Origin of the sequence: Algivirga pacifica (genome assembly GCF_039543525.1) — a bacterium.
GTDB lineage: Bacteria > Bacteroidota > Bacteroidia > Cytophagales > Flammeovirgaceae > Algivirga > Algivirga pacifica.
This window is the reverse complement of record NZ_BAABJX010000017.1, coordinates 192,595-209,882: the sequence shown is the minus strand read 5'-3', so window position 1 is coordinate 209,882 and position 17,288 is coordinate 192,595. Positions and strand designations below refer to the sequence as shown.

Below are 17,288 nucleotides of genomic sequence, written 5' to 3'. Positions count from 1 at the left end.
CAGTGAGCAGTGAGCAGTGAGCAGTGAGCAGTGAGCAGTGAGCAGTGAGCAGTGAGCAAAATTATTTCACACCACTATATCCTCCCAATTTTTACTGATAATTTTTCACTGTTCATTGTCCACTGTTCATTGTTCACTGTTCATTGTTCACTATTGAAGCTTTAGTTTTGCGATACGTCCATGCGCTCCGGCAGCCCACCCGAACTTACCGGAAGGAACAAACTCATGCACATAAAACGGTGCTTTATCCAGCTTTTTCCAATGCTTTCCTCGATCCATGGAGATATCCGTACCATAACGGCTGACAGCCACTATTACTTTACTATTAGGTACTGCCTTAATACTGGACTTATACCCACTGGTAGATTCTCTTCCCAGGTTTTGCCAGGAATTCCCTCCATCTTCAGTATAGATATAAGAAAATGTATTCTCTGTACTATCCGTATAGTTTCCTCCTACAGCAAATCCCTTTTGCTCATCCATAAAGTGCATACCATAGATTCCCTTAGGCCCATCTGTTCCTGACAGCATTGGTGTTACACGCACATCCCAGGTAAGTCCCCTATTGACTGATTTGAAGACTCTACTCTTCGGACCTCCCAATCCAATCCACACTGTACTGTCTCCTGCCACTACCATACTGCTACCACTTGCGGCAAACCCAGCCTCTTTTGTCATTGTTCGGGGTCTATTCTGTAAGGTATCCCAATGTACTCCCCCATCTTCTGTCCTTAGTACAAACAGCTTTCCATCTATAGGATCACCAAAGGCAATTCCTGCTTGTGGATTCCAAAACTCCATTCCATTCAAGAAAATCTCCTTAGCATTATTCTCATATAATAAAGTCCAATTCTCTCCTCCATCCTCGGTCTTATAAATACGTGCCGGACTGCCTGCGGACACCACCATTGCTTCTTTATCAGAAAACGCTACAATATCCCTGAAATCCATGGATTCGGCTCCCGAAATCTGTTTGACATGCCAAACCTCTCCTGCATCAGTCGTATAAACTACTGTTCCTCCAGTTCCTCCTAGCCATACTACCTCATCACTTACAACATCCATTGCTCTAATCGATGCCTTGGAAGGAATACTTTGCATCTCGTATTTTACAGTCAATGGATTTTCATTTACCTGCGTGCAGGCCGTTAGTGTCAATAAAAAAAATAAGACTTTTTTCAGTCTAGTCTGTGTTATCATAAGTTTGTTTTAAGTTATTTTCATTGATGTATTCAGGGGTGAATTTAGTGTAAAAAAAGGAGAAAGGAGAAAGGAGAAAGGATGACGGATGACCTTCCCTAAATAGGGTTGACCGTTTTTGTTCAACATTCATTTAATTCTAGCGGACAATTATGAGCTTGAGGGACTTCCTTTGGGCTAAAATCAAGGAGGCTCGATGCCTCCTTGATTTTATAATTCTCCGCGGCATAAATAATCGCCATCGGTCTTCTTTGGGTACTTAAATTTACGACTTTTTCCTTGAACTCTAAAGGAGTAAATCTGTTTTTAAATGCTTGATGCTTTCGACTTTGATTATAATGCTTAACGGCTTTCCTCACCGCACTTACAAGCTGCTTGAAAGTTGTAATTGTCTGGTATTTCAAGTACTCGTTTTTAATGATACCATTTACCCTTTCTGCATAAGCATTCTCCTGAGCACAGCCGCCCATGCTCACAATCACACCATTTTTCCTTAATAAGGATAAGTATTCCTCACTGGTGTATTGGCATCCCATATCGGAATGATGAATCATTCCAAAAGACAATTCCTTTACCTGAACCAAGGCTTTCTTTAAGGCAACAACATTTGATGATGCTCGTAAATGATCACTGACATTGTACCCTAAAATCTCCTTGGTGTAAACATCAATGATAAATACCAAGTAGTAAAAACGTCCTTCAACACTAAAGTAAGTGATATCACTCTGCACCACTTGATAAGGGCGATTTACGACCATACCTCTAATGAGATTAGGGTACCGAATATGCCCTGGAGTGGTCGTGCGTTGATAATTTCGGTGTTGTACCACCCTATAGCCCAAGGACATGAAAATCTCACAAAACTTGTCTCTACCCATTGTTTTAGGGCGTAACGACATGTACATCTTTTCTACCCCACACCCGGGGTGTTCACTTCGAATCTGATCTACTTGAACGATTAACTCCTGTAATTCTGCTTCGAATTTTCGGTAACGTACTCTGCTTTGATGAACCGTTTGCTTACTTAGCCCAAGTAGATTAAATAGGGAGTTCAAGGAGCCACTTAGCTTTTCTTTGTGGTCCTGAAACCACCAGAGGGTGGGGTATTTGAATTTTTTTTGATGTCGATGGCATACTCCTCATTAGCCAGCTCAATCATTTTTTCCAGATATTCCAGATAGAGCTGCTTTTGACCTAGTGATTGTTCTAGCTCTGCAATTCGCTTTTGCTGTGCTTTAAGTTTTGACTCTTGACTATCTTTCATTTCCACGACTTGTATACCGGCTTTATTGTAAGATGAGTACTGGTGAATCCATCGATAGATGCATTGAAAAGAAATCGAGTAGGTCTCAGAAAGTGAACTGACACTAAGTTGACCGTATTCATATTCATGAACAATCTTTTTCTTAAATTCCTCTGAAAATCTTCGATACTTCAGAAGCTTTTTTCCTGTTTTCAACATGCTTAATTAACTTTGAAAACGGTCAACCTATATCAGGGAATGACAGGAGAAAGGAGAAAGGAGAAAGGAGAAAGGAAGTTATTTGATGTCAGCCCACTATCCAAGACTACTAGTCAAAGAATTCAGATTTTATCGGCACAATAGTCTGCGAAAGGGTAATCTATCACATCGATAAAATCGCTCTTTGACTAAGAGCTGCGACAATATTACCAACTTCAACTATATCAACTGTAATTGATCAAGCGCATAAACTTGTTCAGCATTATGAATATGTAATTTTGATGGATTCAATACTAATGGTGCCCATACGTTAGAGACAGGGTTATAGCTTCCATCAGGTTTTCTTCCAACGATTACATGAATCTCTGGATACGCTGCGCTATTCTCCTGGAAAAGAAAATTAAGCATGGCCACTACTAACCAAAGTAATCCTCCATCCACAGCATAGATTTTCTGAGCAGAAAAAAGTTCAGCAGCTATCGCTTCCGGCTCAAGGGCCTCTACGCTCACTTGTTCCCTCTGTATTGCTTTGCGAATTCCTTGTAGTCTTTGAGGGTCTTCTCCATAGAGTGTTCCAAAGATCCTTATGGGCGATTCTTTCTTATCAACTACCCTTTGTAGTAAGGAAATAGGCAGTTCCTTATCCTTTCCTCCTGCAACGGGAAGTATTCCCACAAAAGCTCCCTTACGTTCCTTTTTCTTCACCGGTATTTTAGGACAAAAATCCATAATAGTCGGTAGAGCAATAACAGTAGAAAACGCTTGCCATAGTTGTTGAGACAGATGAGGAGCCTGAAAATCATACGCCTGTAAGTTCCCAATATACTGTATTCGACCTTCTACAATACCTATATGCTGTAAGGCACTTTTCCAATGCGTACCTTCCAAATCTCCAAAAGGTTTTAAAATGAAAATATATTCGGCATTTAAGGCCACCTCTTGTAACATAAAAGATATATTTTCAGACAGTTCCATTACCTGAAAGTCACTCGCTTTTTGTAAGCGATCTTTCATTTCTACATTACAGCCCAATGTCACAGGATAGTATTGCTGTAGTTGTTGTAATACTGCACTGAGCAATACCAGATCTCCTATCTTTCCGGGGCAATTGGCGGCCATACCTCCGTTGGCTAATACTAATATCATACGCTTTGTTGAGGCGGCTTACGCCGCTGGTTAAGTAGTACTTCGTGCTGTTGAGTTTCACCTTCGGTGAGTTAAGGTGGCTTTATCAGGTAGTGGTCAATTCAGCAATGAAATTTTGTAGACACTCTGACCAATGCTTATAAGCTGTTTCTGTCAAATGTAACCCATCGGCAGAAAACTCCTCTTTCAACGCATTGTCTTCACTCTTGAAAAAAGAATTTAAGTGATAGAAGTCTACCCCTATTTCCGCTGCCAACTGCGCTAGTTTTTGATTATAGCCATCAATACGCTCGTTGGTACGATCCGCTATATTAAGCGTAGGGAAAAGTGTGGTTAACACTACCTTACTCTCCTTAGGAGATACATATTGATATAATGCTTGGATGATTTCCCTGACCTTGTCCAAGATCATTTTATCAGAACGATCTCTTACCAAATCATTGGTTCCTATACAGATAAATACATAGTCATAAGGCTGCCCGGAAAACCATTCTTCTGTGATATGCGAAAGGCATTCGTAGGTACTGTCTCCCCATACCCCTTGATTGTTTACTTCCCAGTGGGGAAGTAGTTTGTCTGTGTCAAAAGCTTCGGTGATCGAGTCGCCTAATAGTAGTAATTTCATAGATTTTTGTTGAGGCGGCTTACGCCGCTGGTTGAGCGCTTCGCTGTTGAGATTCACCTTCGGTGAGTTGAAGTGTTTTTTTGGAGCTATTTATATTAGAACGTGTTTGGAACGCCAATCCAAAATCAGTTCCAAACATGTTCTTAGAGCTTATCACGGTTAATTATTTATTCGAATTTAATCATTGAGCGAGGACGCTCAATTCATGTTAAGGTCATAACGTGGACGTTACGACCAGGCATCAGAGATTCACCTTCGGTGAGTTGAATACTTTTAGAGTACCAACTCTGAATCTTCTTGTTCGACCATAACAGCCTCTTCTGTCGATTCCTCGGATAAATGTCTGTACCAGTAAAAATACAAGATCCCAGATAATACTAAAGTAGTCCCTAATAGGGTCCAGAACGTTGGCCAGTTTTTCATCACCAACATCATTCCTGTAGCAAATAGGGATAGTTGCCAAAACATCGCTACAAAGCCACTGACTATTCCCCTTCTGTTTTCTTGGTCGATCTTTTTTAGTTTCTCTTTAGAGAATTGTGTTCTAAACTTTGACCAGTTTCCTATAGGTCGGGTAATTTTATAAAACTCAGACAATACATTATCGGCAGTAGGCTCCGTCAACCATGTCCCCAACAAACACCCCGATAAAGCTACTCCGCTAATCAAGACAAACGACAGGTATTCTGTTGCTTCAGGTACCCATAGTTTTTGCGTAATAGCCCCTAGCATTCCCATAAATGTTCCTATCGCAAAACCATATCCATTAAAACGACTCCAATACCATCTTAGCAATAGAGGTATTCCAAGTCCTGCTCCCAGACTGACGGTGATCCATCCATATATTTCATTAATACTCCTTATGCCCAAGGTCATAAACAATCCTGAAAGCACGATCACAACAGACGACCACTTACTGTGACGCATCAACGTCTTTTCAGAAGCCTTAGGATTGATAAATGCCTGATAAATATCCTTTACCCAATAAGAGGCTCCTGAGTTGACGATGGAGTCAAAAGTAGACATCGCTGCCGCCATCAAACCAGCAACCAAAAGACCTTTTAGCCCCGTAGGGATCATATGCTGTATGACTGTTGGCAATACCTTTTCTGGATCCTCAATTGGGTTCCCTGAGCTTACACCATAGCGTATCCCCAAAATAGCTATCGCCGCTACCAAAGGCCATCGAAAAGACAGTAAAAACGTCCAAAACAATGTTAGTAACCCTACTTCCCGATCTGATTTGGCGGCATAAAAACGTTGAATAATATACCCTCCGGTCCCTGAAGCTCCTTCTACGATGACTTTTACCAGATAAAAGGTAATTACAACCCCAAACAAGCTATAGATTTCATAAGCACTTCCTTTCAGAAAATCCAACTGCATACTTGGAATCAGACTACTCCAACTTTCTCTATTGGTTTCTACTGCCTTAAATGTGCCATCTGCCAAAGGCAAAGAAGTAGAGAACACCTCCGGAACTCCTTCTCCAACCCATGCTATAACACATACGGCTACTATCGTTAACATAATCAGTACCCCCTGAAAAACATCCGTCCAGACAACTCCATAGATTCCTGCACTTACGGTATAAATCATAGAAAGGGCAATCATCAAGGTTGCCGCCCAGAACTCTGCCGGAAACCCTAATAGATCAGGTAGACCTAAAAACTCTCCAATAAACTTCCCTGCCCCCATGGCAAAATAAGTAACAATGGATATGGAGGAAAGTATCATCGCCACGGCAGTGATCAAGCGTGCCATCTTTCCTTGTCTCCCTTCTCCAAAACGGACCTTCATCCATTCTGCCATGGTCATTACCTTGGCCCTGCGGTTCCATTGTCCCATAAAGGTCATCATAAAGGCCATAATCAATACGATTCCTCCCCGTATTTCTATAAAGTAGCCTACCGCCCCCAAGGCATAAATGAAAGCGACGTTGATCATGGTACCACTGACATCCAGGTTGGAAGCCATACCAGAAGCGCCTAATGCCCACCAAGGCATCTTGCCTTCCCCAAGGAAATAAGCATGGATACCACTGGAGGCTTTGCGTTGGAAATAAAGTCCTACCAGTACCATGAGTAGTAGGTAAACGGATACTATTGTATAATCGAGTAGTTGCATTGGTTTAGTTTTTTTCTCATCAATAGGCTGTATACCGCCCCTAGCATTCCAGCCGTATTGCCACAGCTTGCCGAACGTACTTTTAATCCTTTATAAAAAGAGGGCATCAACATTTCCTGTAAATGCTCTTGTATCTGTTGCATCAAAGACTCGCCTTGTGCTGATATTCCTCCTCCTATGACTATTAGGGAGGGATTAAATATATAGGTCAATGTTGTTAGACCTATGGCAATGTTTTTCACCCATTGATCAATAGCTTCCTGACATTGTTGATTTCCCAGTTGGGCTTGCTGAAAGATCCATCGGCCATCAATCTCCTTTTGCTGAACTATGGATTGTACTTCCCGTACCAAAGCGGTAGTAGACGCATATTGCTCAAAGCATCCTTTGTTACCACAAGTACAAGGTCTTCCATCAGGAACTATAGGAATATGTCCAAACTCGGCTGCAATCCCTTTTTCTCCACGATAAAGCTGATCATCCAGTACAATCGCTCCTCCTATTCCTGTTCCAATGGTCAAGCATAGAAAGTTTTTCGCTTGCTTTCCTGCTCCCTGCCATGCCTCTCCCAAGGCTGCTGCATTCACATCATTCTCTACCTGAACAGGAAGATTAAAATGTTTTTGTAGAATAGCACTCACCTCCATACCGGTCCATCCGGGAAGTGTCTCCGTTGCAAACAGAATACTCCCATCGATAGGGTTTACTTGCCCTGCTGTACTTACGCCAATTCCCTCTATCGTCGGATACTCTGACTGTAATTCTTCGACCAGATGTATCACTTTTTGCATCAGAATACACCCTCCATGGTATGCCTCTGTAGGTATCTTTTTTTGACACAAGACCTTTCCTTCTTGTGTCACAACACCATATTTAATGGCGGTTCCTCCGATGTCTATGGCTGCAAATAAATTCATATTGTAATGTTGTTTATCGCTTATCGCTTACCGGTTATAATTTCCCATCTATAACCGATAAGCAATAAACAAAATATGAAACCATCATTCTTTCTCAGCCCCTACCCTTAAATCTATACCAATCTCAAACATTCTATGCCAAGGGGAATATACCTTAACCTGTTCCAGATGATACTTTTGAAAAGACTGTTGCATCATATCCGTCCAACAAGCTCTAATACGACTTTCCATTTCTATATTGATAGTTGCTTCCTGCCCATTGAAATCATAGTAGGAAGCTCCTAAGGTTGGCAGGTACTCTTTCACCATCTTCATACGTACTTCCGACTGATAAGCCCAACCTTCCAATAGATGGTATATCTTATTCTTGTCGATCATCTCCTGCTGATCGGTATCTTTCCCTATAATGGCTGTAGACAGTACGGTTCCGATGGTATTGCAGTTGGTATTCCATCCGGCATAAGCCAATACGTCATCCCAAGCGGCCATATCGTCCAGTAACTGAATCAACTCTGTTTCTCCTCCATTGGCAAAGGCTACGTCGGCAACCGCTACTTTCTTGCCTTCCAGAGTCCATTGCTTAATTTGATCCACAAAGCTTCTTAGGTTACGGAAAGTACTGTAGGTAATATCCTTGATCTCCTGATCCCAGGCCTCCATCATAACCTTACCGGCGGTATTGACGGCCAATATGATATCCGCTTCTTCTGGACGATCAACCATAAGGGCATTGGTTGCCAGAATATGTGCTTTCAGTGATTCTCCCAATGGTCTGTCTTCATACATCGGAATAATCTGTGCGCTGTGTACGGAACTGTAATAAACATATACCTTAGTACGCTGCTGTGTTAGTTCTTGATAGGCCCTTGCCAGCAAAGTACATCCTACCTCATCTGCTCCCGGATACATATGGACTTTGGTTTGCAAGCGTTGGGCGATTACTTCCTTGACTACAGCTTTCTGATCCAGTGCCGTAAATCCATAGGGGGCAGAATCGTCTTGTGGTATAGAAAGAAACTCAATCACTCCCTCTTTTACCAATTGTATTACCGCCTTATTGATGGCTACGTTCTTTTCTCTTCTCTGGCTATAATCAGTAATTACTTCCTCAGGAATTTCTTGATCAATACGTTGTAATTCCTGCTCTTCCCCCTCTTCCAGTCCTTCTCTTGAGGCTTTATCTTTTAGCCAAGCCCATTGAAAAATTCGCTCTCCATATTCTTCATAGTAATCCGGTTCTTCCTCACTACTATTGTAATGAGGGGTACGCATAATCAGATTACCTGCATAGATCTTAAAAGTAGGATAGGCTTCTTTCAGCTCTCGAAGTCTGAATAAGCGTGTCAATAACTCCTCTTCTGTTGCTTGATGTAAACGGGAAGGCAACAACCCTCCATAGACCAGCATCTCTATCGAAAAAATCCCTGCCTGACATTGTCCTGCTGCTGTGGATACCCACTCCCATAATGCTTCCGTATCTGCCGCTATCTTTTTCTGATTCAATAAAGGTGGAGGAGGCGTCAATAGGGTGATTTCATCCTGTAGTTCTGCAATCATTTGGGGATATTGGTAATTGCAAGGGCGTTCGTCTAAAGGGATATAAAGTATGTTCATCGTGTTGAATTGAGCTTCGCTCGTTGATGGTGTTTAGTCGGATTCGATTGATCATGTAGTGGATAGGGTAGCATAAGACCGATGCAGGTCGTAGGCTGATTAAGGTTGAATAATTAAGCGTCATAAATGCTTCCCTCAACTCCGCCTAGGATTAAAATCCCAGGCTCTTTTAGAATTGCCACGTTGTGGCGATCTATTATATCAACGTATATTATTTATTAGATAGAAAAACAGTAGTATAGATCACCGCGTAGCGGTATTTCTAAAAGAGCCTGGGGTTTTACCACGCATGTAATGATAGGCGAGGATGGAGATAACTATTGTGTCGGTTATTTTTTCAAACTTAATGAGCCTACGACCAGTGTCTTCCACCTAGACCTACATTAGCTAAACTGCAATTTCACCGTGCCAATTTTCTTTGGCTCCAAAGTGATCGTAAAGCTATTGTCGTTGACCTCTAGTGTCTCCTTTTCCAGTTCCTCCAAAGACGTTAGCGTTACTGCTTGAATCTTAGCTTTCATACTCACTTTGGTCGTTTGTGGCGTAGTCGTTGGGTTATACACCCTAAGCACCGCCTGTTTGCTGTCATCAGGAGCTGATGCTGTTTTCTTCAAGGCTGAGAAGACTACTTGTTCATTCTCTATATCCAATAGTTTTACTTCAGGACCACCTTCTCCATTCAACTGCCCCGTTTGAATCAATCTAATGGCATTATTAAAGTTCAGGGCTTGTGAATACACCTTTCCTTCTTCCCAGTTTCCTTTATGAGGGTAGAATGCAAAACGGAACTCTTGCTTCCCTAGACACTGTGCTCCTTTCTCATGCGTGTAATCCTGTTCTGCCGCTGGGTTGATTATAAACTCAAAGGCACGAATCAAGGTAATCGCCAAGGTCTTCTTCTCATCGGCTAGCACCTCATATTCTTTCAAGCCATCAACCAGTACAGCACATCCTTTGTCTCCATCGGTTACATCTACAAATTGATGCATAGGGAAGTCATACATTGGTTGCTCTACCCAATCAGAAGTATCTGGACGGTCCAAGGTACGTTCCACTACATCGAACTGTCCTTCTCCGTATGAGTGTGTTGCTCCTGAAAGTTCTGTTGGGAACATCACTCTCAAACGATGGCTTTCTGCCTGATTATCCAGCTTGATACGGAAATCTACCTGCTCACTGTCCGCTTTAAGCGTGATTAATAGGTGTACAGGTATGATGACTTTCTCATTATTACCCTCCTTTCGGTCTTTCAACGTCTTGTGCAACTCCAATTGATGTTCTACACGAATGGTAGACGACAAAGAACCATCCTCCTGGATCACAATTCTTGGCTTAGCATTCAATGTGGTAATAATAGGATCTGTTGGTACGTTAGTCCAGGCATGTCCTGCCTCTCCCTCATCATACAGATAGCCTAGTTCCTTATAGGTTGTCTCTGTCGCTTTATGGAATACGTCAATCGTACCATTCTCATTGAAACCTACTTTCAGGTAATCATTCTCCAGATACATTCTTCCCTGCTCAAACTTGGTCATGGCCGTTACCTTCTTGATCACATCCTTGATCGGACGGATACGGAAGGTCTTCATTCCAAACTTCGGAAGGTCTTTCAACTGCACATACGTCTTATAGCGGACCATATCAAAATACATCGGACGGTTCGTCATCTGCTCCAAGACGTGTTGTGCTTCCTTACGTTCGATCAACTGGAACGGCATAATATTGCCCTCTACATCCACGATCTCAAAATACCCTTGATCAAACTCTTTTGGAATATCCAGATAAGCCTCTACAATTTCAGATCGCTCTGAATTATTAGGATTCACGGCTGTCAAGAAGACCTTATCATTCAGTTGCTCTTCTGAAGGATCAATAAAGCGATCCGTATTCAATAGTTTTACCACAGAATACTTCATCGCTCTCTCAAATACCCCTTTAGAAATTTCGATCACCTCCTTATAACGGTGCATCATATCTTCATGGATGGCATCCAATGAGCATCCCCCAATAGAATCGTGGGCTGCATTCTGCAAGATTTTCTCCCAAGCCATTTCCATATACTGGTCACGAATATCTCTTCCTTCCAATCCAGAGAAGATATTGAATGGCTCTGCATAGAACTGTGCCCATCGCTCTGCCTCAAAGTTGACCTGCTTCAGGTACATTCTTGCTGAAGTGGTATACCCATACATATTACCGCTTCTGTGATTAGCCTGTGCCGATCGACGCTCACCAGTAACTAAAGAAAGTTCGTCTTCTTTCACACTCTCGGCAATCGACTGTGCATAGTCCAGCAAAGTAGAATGACGTACATCCAGTCCCATTTTCTCCTTGATATCCTTCACAATCCTCGCTGTTTTAGCATTAGGACCTGAAGAGTCGTGTCCTTCCATCCATATTTTATGTGGAGTGGTAAAGTCATCGTCCTGCTCTTCTCTCAAGCGATTAACCCAAGGTTCAATATTCTCCTCATGATACTCATCCAAAGGAGCTACAATAAAGAAGTCTTCCTCCTGCTGCTGTTGATCAGCAAAGTGAAAAGGCGTACCTCCTTTGGACCATTTATACTCTACATTCCATGGATCTTCATTATGAACTACATTTCGGTAGATATAGAAATAGAAATTATAACGTGGCATGGTAGAGAAACGAGAAGATACCATTCGGGTACCATCTGCTCCTTCCCACAAGAACTCTGACTTAGGAGATTCCAAGGCATTTACGCCACGGTAGAACATGATCAAGTCAATATTAAATTCTTTATACAATTGGGGTAATTGGGAGATTTGTCCCCAAGAAAAAGGAGAGTACCCTATTTTTGACACCCCTCCATGCTCCGCACACACTTGATGTCCTAGCAACAAGTTACGTACATGGTTTTCTCCACCTACCTGAAACTGATCCGGAAGGATATACCAAGGTCCGATCAACAAACGATTGTCTTGTACCAACTTGGTAATTCTCTCTTTATTCTGTGGCTTTACCTCCAGATAATCCTTCAGTACGATCGACTGACTATCCAAGTGATAAGCACTATAGTCTGGATTATTTTCCAAGATCTCCAGCACTGCGTCCATCATATCGGTCAGCATTTGTCTATTGCGCTGAAAAGGGAAACGCCACTCGCGGTCCCAGTGTGTATTTGAAATCAGGTGATATGTATTATTCATGATTGCGTCGTTTCTAATTTTTAATGAGTAATTTTTAATTAATCATTATTCATTCTTAATTAAGGAAGAGGTGGTGTTTTAGCAGTACCTCCGGCACCCCTCCAGAACAGACAAAGGTCGCTGCTCCCAGATCGTGTCCGGCTGTTTGTGCAAATGGCACGGCAATACACAAGCCTATTCCTGCTGCTCTAATAGCAATCGTACCACTTTGGCTATCTTCAAACCCTGCTACTTTATCAAAATCTTCAGGGGCAATTCCCAATTGGTACAAAGCGATACTATATAGATCTCGGTGAGGCTTTAAACGGATCTCACTGGAATCTGAGGCCGTCACGAAGGTGTCGTATACCTTATGGTAGTCTTTTAGCTGTTGTTGTATAAAAGTCTTTTTATCCTGAGGTAATGCTGTGGTTTCTATCCACTCCTGTAGTACCGCAAAGACTTCTCGTATTACGATATCCGCTTCATAAAAAATAGAAGAGGTCACTAACCCTACCTTCAAAGGTTGCTGCTCAAATTGAACACTATAAGCGATCAACTTTTCTGTAGCCAACTGCTTTTCTTCTTCTGTTAATGACAGAGCGCTCTCTTCAAAGAACTTGGGTAATAATGCTTCTATATCTTTTCCTAGCCAACCTTTCATCATCGGTAAGAGCACTCCTATACCTTTCATTGGCTCAATCAGGTGCTTTCCGGTATGTCCTTCCCCGAATACTTCCTTGCGTACTTGTTCTGCATTTCCCTGACTAATTTCCACTAGCAATTCATGATATTTTTGATAGTAAATATCAATAGCTACGGAGAGTTGTAACGCACGATCCATTGGAAGCATTCGTCCTCCAAACTTTTGCTTCAGTATTTCTATCTGCTCCACTTTGGATAAGGCCAACAATGATCTCCAATCTTGATCCTCAAATCCCTGTAATCCTAACTTCTTTAGTGTTAGCTTTACTTCTTCCTTTCGCTTCTCATCTTTTCCAAGCGCTAGTGTCCATGCTGCCGCATACAGGAATCCTTCCTGAATTTCATCCTCTACAAACGCATCTCCATAGGTATCTATCAGATACTCTACATGCTTGGTTGTACTATTTCCAATAATATTGGGGTAGTCTTTTTCTACCAATCCTTCCCATGCTTCCTTACTGAGATGTCCACGCATACGACGAACCATATACTCCAGGGAGTAGATACAAAGTTCTTCCGTCGTGGTGGTAGTTCCATCCATGTCCATCACGACGGCTTTGAGTTCGCTCAGTCCTTCTTTTTTGCTTTTGGCTAAGGCGTATATTTCATAAGGAGGAAAGACGTAATTGGGGTTGGGGACTTTGACAAATTCCTCACCCAGTTCACAGAATAAGGTAGAAGCTTGTTGTTGATCTATGGCCATTTTACAGTGTTCAGTTTACAGTGTTTCGTTTTTTATTTTTTAGGACCAGTGATGCAGAACCCTTGCCTGAGGCACAATGTCTTCAACTTAAGCTAAGTACTGGTCCTAGCGTCCTCGCTAGGACCTTAAACATCATTTGAGCGTCTACGCTCACGTTTATAAAACCGGAGCGTGGACGCTCCCATTATGCTTTGATCTTCGCGAAGACGCGAAGACCAGTTTCTACCTTTTTACTTTCAGCTTAAGTTGACAGCGTTGTCTCTGAGACAAAAGCCTACGAGCAACTTGCCACAGACAAGTTATAGCTCACTGCCTCCTGCACTTCTCCAAAGTTCACCTCCCTAATCGTTTTTTGCTGTTGCACTGCCAAGGCTGCGACAGATCCACAAGCCTCTCCCGTAGCACAAGAAGTCGGCATAATTCTCAAAGCTGAATGCCCTTCACGGGTAGCGGAAATACATCGACCTGCCACTAAGAGATTATCGGCTTCTTTTACCATCAGGGAGCGTAATGGAATCTCATAGAACTCTCCTTCTGGAAGATCTTCCATCCTGCTCTCTTCATCCTCTTGTCCATGGATATCTATACCATAACATCCTCTGGCAATAGCATCCTCAAACTTATGTCCTTTAGCGACATCATCTCCCGTTACGGCATAGTCTCCTATAGCACGACGGGTTTCTCTGACCCCTACTTGCACAGCTGTTTCCAATAGATAAGCTTCCTCAAACCCCGGTACATCTTCTTGTAGCATTTTGACGACAGCATCAACCTGTTGTCTACCGATAAGTTCTGCCTTAGTCAGGTCTTGAGAGGTAGAAGCATCTAATCCCAAGATGTTAGAAGTATTAAAGGAACCTTCTCCACTTTCTGGAAGGGTCGTAAAAAAGACATATTCAATCGCTTTAGGCAGACGGCCTTCAGCTTTGGCTTTCTCCACAAAATTGGTCCATCCTGCTATAGAGAATATCTTTTGAGGATTGTACTCAAAGTCTACCCAAGGGAGAAAATGCTCTGGGTGTTGCTTTGCCCAATCATTGGCCTTTTCCATATCTATTCCACCCATACGGAAGAATAATGTCATAGCCTGTAGCAAGCCTGTTTTCTCATCTCCCTTAACCCATGGATAGTCTCCCAGAAAGACTAGTTGGGCATCTCCTGTGGTATCAATAAATACCTCCGCATCGATACGTTGTACCTCTCCGGCAGCCAAGACATCCAACCCTATGATACGGTTTTGATCTCTATGTACTTTTACGGGCTGTGCGTGAGGTAGAAAGTCTACTTTAGCTTCGGTCAATAACTCAATTGCTGCAGAACGGAAAGAAGCCGCATAGAAGCCGTTGTCGATCATCCCTTTTTGGGCCCTCATTTTTACCTCCAGGTCTTCAAATACCCCTTTAACCAAAATATCATCAGCTACCGTGTGTTTCATAAAAGGAGAAACCATTCCTGCGCTGGACATTCCTCCTACAAAGCCGTAATGCTCCAGCAGCAATACTTTGGCTCCCATACGTCCTGCCTTCACGGCTGCCCCTACTCCGGCAATACCCGCTCCAGCGACAATTATATCGTAATTATTATGCATATCTTGTTGAATTGTTGAGGCGGCTTGCGCCGCTGGTTGAGTAGCGCTTTGCGCTGTTGAGTTTCACCTTTGGTGAGTTGAGGTTGTTTATTGCTTATCGCTTATGGTTTATCGTTTATTAAAAAACACATCCCTCGTTTGAAAATAGAACTTATAAACCTTAACCGATGTAGTAAACCGCTTGGTCCAAGAGCAATTCCTTACTCGTACCTCGTTCGGAATTTGAACTCTTGAACCAGTTCAGTGTTTTTGTCTGCTTATAAATAATTAGCTGTGATCAACTCTATTAAAAAACAACTAAACACCATGAACGAGCGAAGCTCCATTAAACATCATGAACAGCGTTTACTGCTCCTATTTTCTCTACGTACCATTGTGTGACCAAATGTGGGCGAGTAATGGCCGACCCTACGACTACCCCCCAAGCGCCTAGTTGTATCATCTTGGCAGCATCTTCTGGCGTATTGACCCTTCCTTCGGCAAAAACAGGAATGGAAGACTGCTGTACCATTTCTGACAGGAAGGCAAAGTCCGGTCCTTGCTTGGGTTTATCCTTGGTGTCTGGTGTATACCCTGATAAGGTCGTTGACAAACAATCGGCTCCTGCTTCTGCACAGGCAATGCCTTCCTCTACGGTAGCAATATCAGCCATTACTACACAGTCATAACGGGCTTTGACTTCCTTAATAAAAGCGGGGCCTGACATCCCTTCTCTTTCTCTAAAAGTCCCATCAATAGCAATGATATCCGTATTAATAGCGATCAGCTGTTCTACTTCTTGAAAAGAGCCTGTGATACGTACATAGCCATCTTCAAACTCTGATTTGATCAAACCGATAACAGGAAGTGCTACACGATCAATAATCGCTTTCGTTTTTTCCACTCCCTGGGAACGTATACCAATGGCACCTCCTTGAACAGCGGCCTCAGCAAAATCGGCCACCCGCTCTGGAATATTGAAAGGAGAGTCTCCTTCCGCTTGACAGGAGACTACCAAGCCTCCCTTTAGTTGCTCAAATACTGGATTCATACTTCTAGGGCAATTAAAGATTTCAGGAATTCATTCGCAGTCTTGAAAGCCTCATTGGCAGCATAGGTTGGTACACATTGTACTTCTCCTTTCATTTGGGGCGCCTCTTGATAACTTAGTAAAGCTTGAGTGGGTAACAATTGAATGCGAGCTCCATCTGCCTGTAAATGAATCGTCAGATGATCTGTCAAAGCATTCCCTATCAAAGCGTTATATCCGGTTCCCTTTTCTGGCACCAACGTCAAAAAGTAGCGACCATCAGCTGTTTTTATAGCCTTATCAATAGGGGCCCAGGTTAAAAAGCGTTCTTTCTGTGGCACTGTAGTCATCAAGTTCAATACCACTGATTGTAGTGTTCTCTTTTGGCCATGGTATAAATGTCCGATATGCTGCTCAAAAGACGCATCAATCACTCGCTTTGCTTTTCTTTCAATCAATCCTTCTTTAGCAACCAACTGAAGTGTTATACCATCCTGCTCCTCTTTGATTTCCTTAGGGTGAACATGAAAGAGACATTCTACTCCTGCTTCCATTAATTGATATAAAAGGACAGACTTTACCACCTCAGGGTTAAGAATGACTTCATCCTCAGCTTGTCCAAACAAGGCTCTGTGTTCCTTTTGAATCGCTTCAAATAACTCTTTTACGATTCCTTCCAGTCCATTCGTCTTTTGTTGAAGAGCAAGAGATTCCGTAATTACTCCCCCACAAAATCCATAATGATTCAGTAAAAGAACAGAAGCTCCTGCCCGTTTTTTCTCTATTGCGAAAGCTACTCCAGCAATGGAAGCATTGTAAATAATATAGTCGTGCATGTTATTTTTTATTGGCTTTATAAGGGGCCTGATAATTGAGTTTGAATAAATCACTTTCATACTGCTAATCCACTTTGTTGAATCGTTGATTCGTTGAATTTCACCTTTGGTGAGTTGATTCGAGTTGAACTGTTGATTGATATATCAATACCCATACAACAGTTCAACTCGAATCAACGAGCGAAGCTCAATTCAACGAATCAACGA

General features: G+C 42.4%; 14 protein-coding genes. 1 reads left to right on the top strand and 13 read right to left on the bottom strand.

What is annotated here, in order from left to right; genetic code table 11:
• Positions 1–150: 150 nt before the first annotated feature.
• The 3 genes from ABD985_RS04955 to ABD985_RS04945 form a co-directional block, all read right to left on the bottom strand.
• Entirely contained in the window at positions 151–1,200 is a 1,050-nt protein-coding gene (locus ABD985_RS04955; protein WP_345369700.1) for a WD40/YVTN/BNR-like repeat-containing protein, read from the bottom strand.
• Between the two features lie 122 nt (positions 1,201–1,322).
• Positions 1,323–2,255, bottom strand: coding sequence for an IS3 family transposase (locus ABD985_RS04950; protein WP_345369698.1), 933 nt, complete (start codon positions 2,253–2,255; stop codon positions 1,323–1,325).
• A gap of 8 nt (positions 2,256–2,263) precedes the next feature.
• Positions 2,264–2,662: a transposase gene (locus ABD985_RS04945; RefSeq protein WP_345369696.1), complete on the bottom strand. Its 399-nt coding sequence runs from the start codon at positions 2,660–2,662 to the stop codon at positions 2,264–2,266.
• Between the two features lie 12 nt (positions 2,663–2,674).
• On the opposite strand from ABD985_RS04945, the gene ABD985_RS04940 reads away from it, so the two are divergent.
• Positions 2,675–2,806: a hypothetical protein gene (locus tag ABD985_RS04940; protein ID WP_345369695.1), complete on the top strand. Its 132-nt coding sequence runs from the start codon at positions 2,675–2,677 to the stop codon at positions 2,804–2,806.
• 75 nt (positions 2,807–2,881) lie between these two features.
• Here ABD985_RS04940 and ABD985_RS04935 read toward each other — a convergent pair whose 3' ends face one another.
• The 10 genes from ABD985_RS04935 to ABD985_RS04890 all read right to left on the bottom strand — a co-directional run bounded on the left by ABD985_RS04935 (position 2,882) and on the right by ABD985_RS04890 (position 17,081).
• On the bottom strand, positions 2,882–3,808 hold the full coding sequence (locus ABD985_RS04935; RefSeq protein WP_345369694.1) for a hypothetical protein: 927 nt from the start codon (positions 3,806–3,808) through the stop codon (positions 2,882–2,884).
• Between the two features lie 85 nt (positions 3,809–3,893).
• A complete protein-coding gene (locus tag ABD985_RS04930; protein ID WP_345369692.1) occupies positions 3,894–4,433 on the bottom strand; it encodes a GDSL-type esterase/lipase family protein in 540 nt (179 codons plus the stop codon).
• A gap of 273 nt (positions 4,434–4,706) precedes the next feature.
• Positions 4,707–6,560: a sodium:solute symporter family transporter gene (locus ABD985_RS04925; protein ID WP_345369690.1), complete on the bottom strand. Its 1,854-nt coding sequence runs from the start codon at positions 6,558–6,560 to the stop codon at positions 4,707–4,709.
• On the bottom strand, positions 6,536–7,477 hold the full coding sequence (locus ABD985_RS04920) for an ROK family protein (protein ID WP_345369689.1): 942 nt from the start codon (positions 7,475–7,477) through the stop codon (positions 6,536–6,538). The genes ABD985_RS04925 and ABD985_RS04920 overlap by 25 nt, the downstream gene beginning before the upstream one ends.
• An 84-nt stretch (positions 7,478–7,561) precedes the next feature.
• Complete coding sequence (locus ABD985_RS04915; protein WP_345369688.1) at positions 7,562–9,091, bottom strand: DUF4127 family protein; 1,530 nt, start codon at positions 9,089–9,091, stop codon at positions 7,562–7,564.
• 383 nt (positions 9,092–9,474) lie between these two features.
• A complete protein-coding gene (locus ABD985_RS04910; RefSeq protein ID WP_345369687.1) occupies positions 9,475–12,261 on the bottom strand; it encodes an alpha-mannosidase in 2,787 nt (928 codons plus the stop codon).
• A gap of 55 nt (positions 12,262–12,316) precedes the next feature.
• On the bottom strand, positions 12,317–13,648 hold the full coding sequence (locus ABD985_RS04905) for an HAD family hydrolase (protein ID WP_345369686.1): 1,332 nt from the start codon (positions 13,646–13,648) through the stop codon (positions 12,317–12,319).
• 274 nt (positions 13,649–13,922) lie between these two features.
• Positions 13,923–15,236 carry an FAD-dependent oxidoreductase gene (locus tag ABD985_RS04900; protein ID WP_345369685.1) on the bottom strand — a complete coding sequence of 438 codons (1,314 nt, stop codon included), beginning with the start codon at positions 15,234–15,236 and terminating at the stop codon, positions 13,923–13,925.
• Positions 15,237–15,561: 325 nt separating this feature from the next.
• Positions 15,562–16,266, bottom strand: a complete 705-nt coding sequence (locus tag ABD985_RS04895; RefSeq protein WP_345369684.1) for an N-acetylmannosamine-6-phosphate 2-epimerase — start codon at positions 16,264–16,266, stop codon at positions 15,562–15,564.
• The gene (locus ABD985_RS04890; protein ID WP_345369682.1) at positions 16,263–17,081 is read right to left on the bottom strand and encodes an FAD-dependent oxidoreductase; all 819 of its coding nucleotides are present in this window, start codon (positions 17,079–17,081) and stop codon (positions 16,263–16,265) included. Before ABD985_RS04890 ends, ABD985_RS04895 begins: the two co-directional genes overlap by 4 nt.
• Positions 17,082–17,288: the final 207 nt, after the last annotated feature.

Coding starts and splice junctions, on each gene's coding strand:
- ABD985_RS04895 (WP_345369684.1), bottom strand. CDS start 16,266: ATGAATCCAGTATTTGAGCAACTAAAGGGAGGCTTGGTAGTCTCCTGT.
- ABD985_RS04930 (WP_345369692.1), bottom strand. CDS start 4,433: ATGAAATTACTACTATTAGGCGACTCGATCACCGAAGCTTTTGACACA.
- ABD985_RS04935 (WP_345369694.1), bottom strand. CDS start 3,808: ATGATATTAGTATTAGCCAACGGAGGTATGGCCGCCAATTGCCCCGGA.
- ABD985_RS04915 (WP_345369688.1), bottom strand. CDS start 9,091: ATGAACATACTTTATATCCCTTTAGACGAACGCCCTTGCAATTACCAA.
- ABD985_RS04910 (WP_345369687.1), bottom strand. CDS start 12,261: ATGAATAATACATATCACCTGATTTCAAATACACACTGGGACCGCGAG.
- ABD985_RS04905 (WP_345369686.1), bottom strand. CDS start 13,648: ATGGCCATAGATCAACAACAAGCTTCTACCTTATTCTGTGAACTGGGT.
- ABD985_RS04920 (WP_345369689.1), bottom strand. CDS start 7,477: ATGAATTTATTTGCAGCCATAGACATCGGAGGAACCGCCATTAAATAT.
- ABD985_RS04955 (WP_345369700.1), bottom strand. CDS start 1,200: ATGATAACACAGACTAGACTGAAAAAAGTCTTATTTTTTTTATTGACA.
- ABD985_RS04890 (WP_345369682.1), bottom strand. CDS start 17,081: ATGCACGACTATATTATTTACAATGCTTCCATTGCTGGAGTAGCTTTC.
- ABD985_RS04925 (WP_345369690.1), bottom strand. CDS start 6,560: ATGCAACTACTCGATTATACAATAGTATCCGTTTACCTACTACTCATG.
- ABD985_RS04900 (WP_345369685.1), bottom strand. CDS start 15,236: ATGCATAATAATTACGATATAATTGTCGCTGGAGCGGGTATTGCCGGA.
- ABD985_RS04945 (WP_345369696.1), bottom strand. CDS start 2,662: ATGTTGAAAACAGGAAAAAAGCTTCTGAAGTATCGAAGATTTTCAGAG.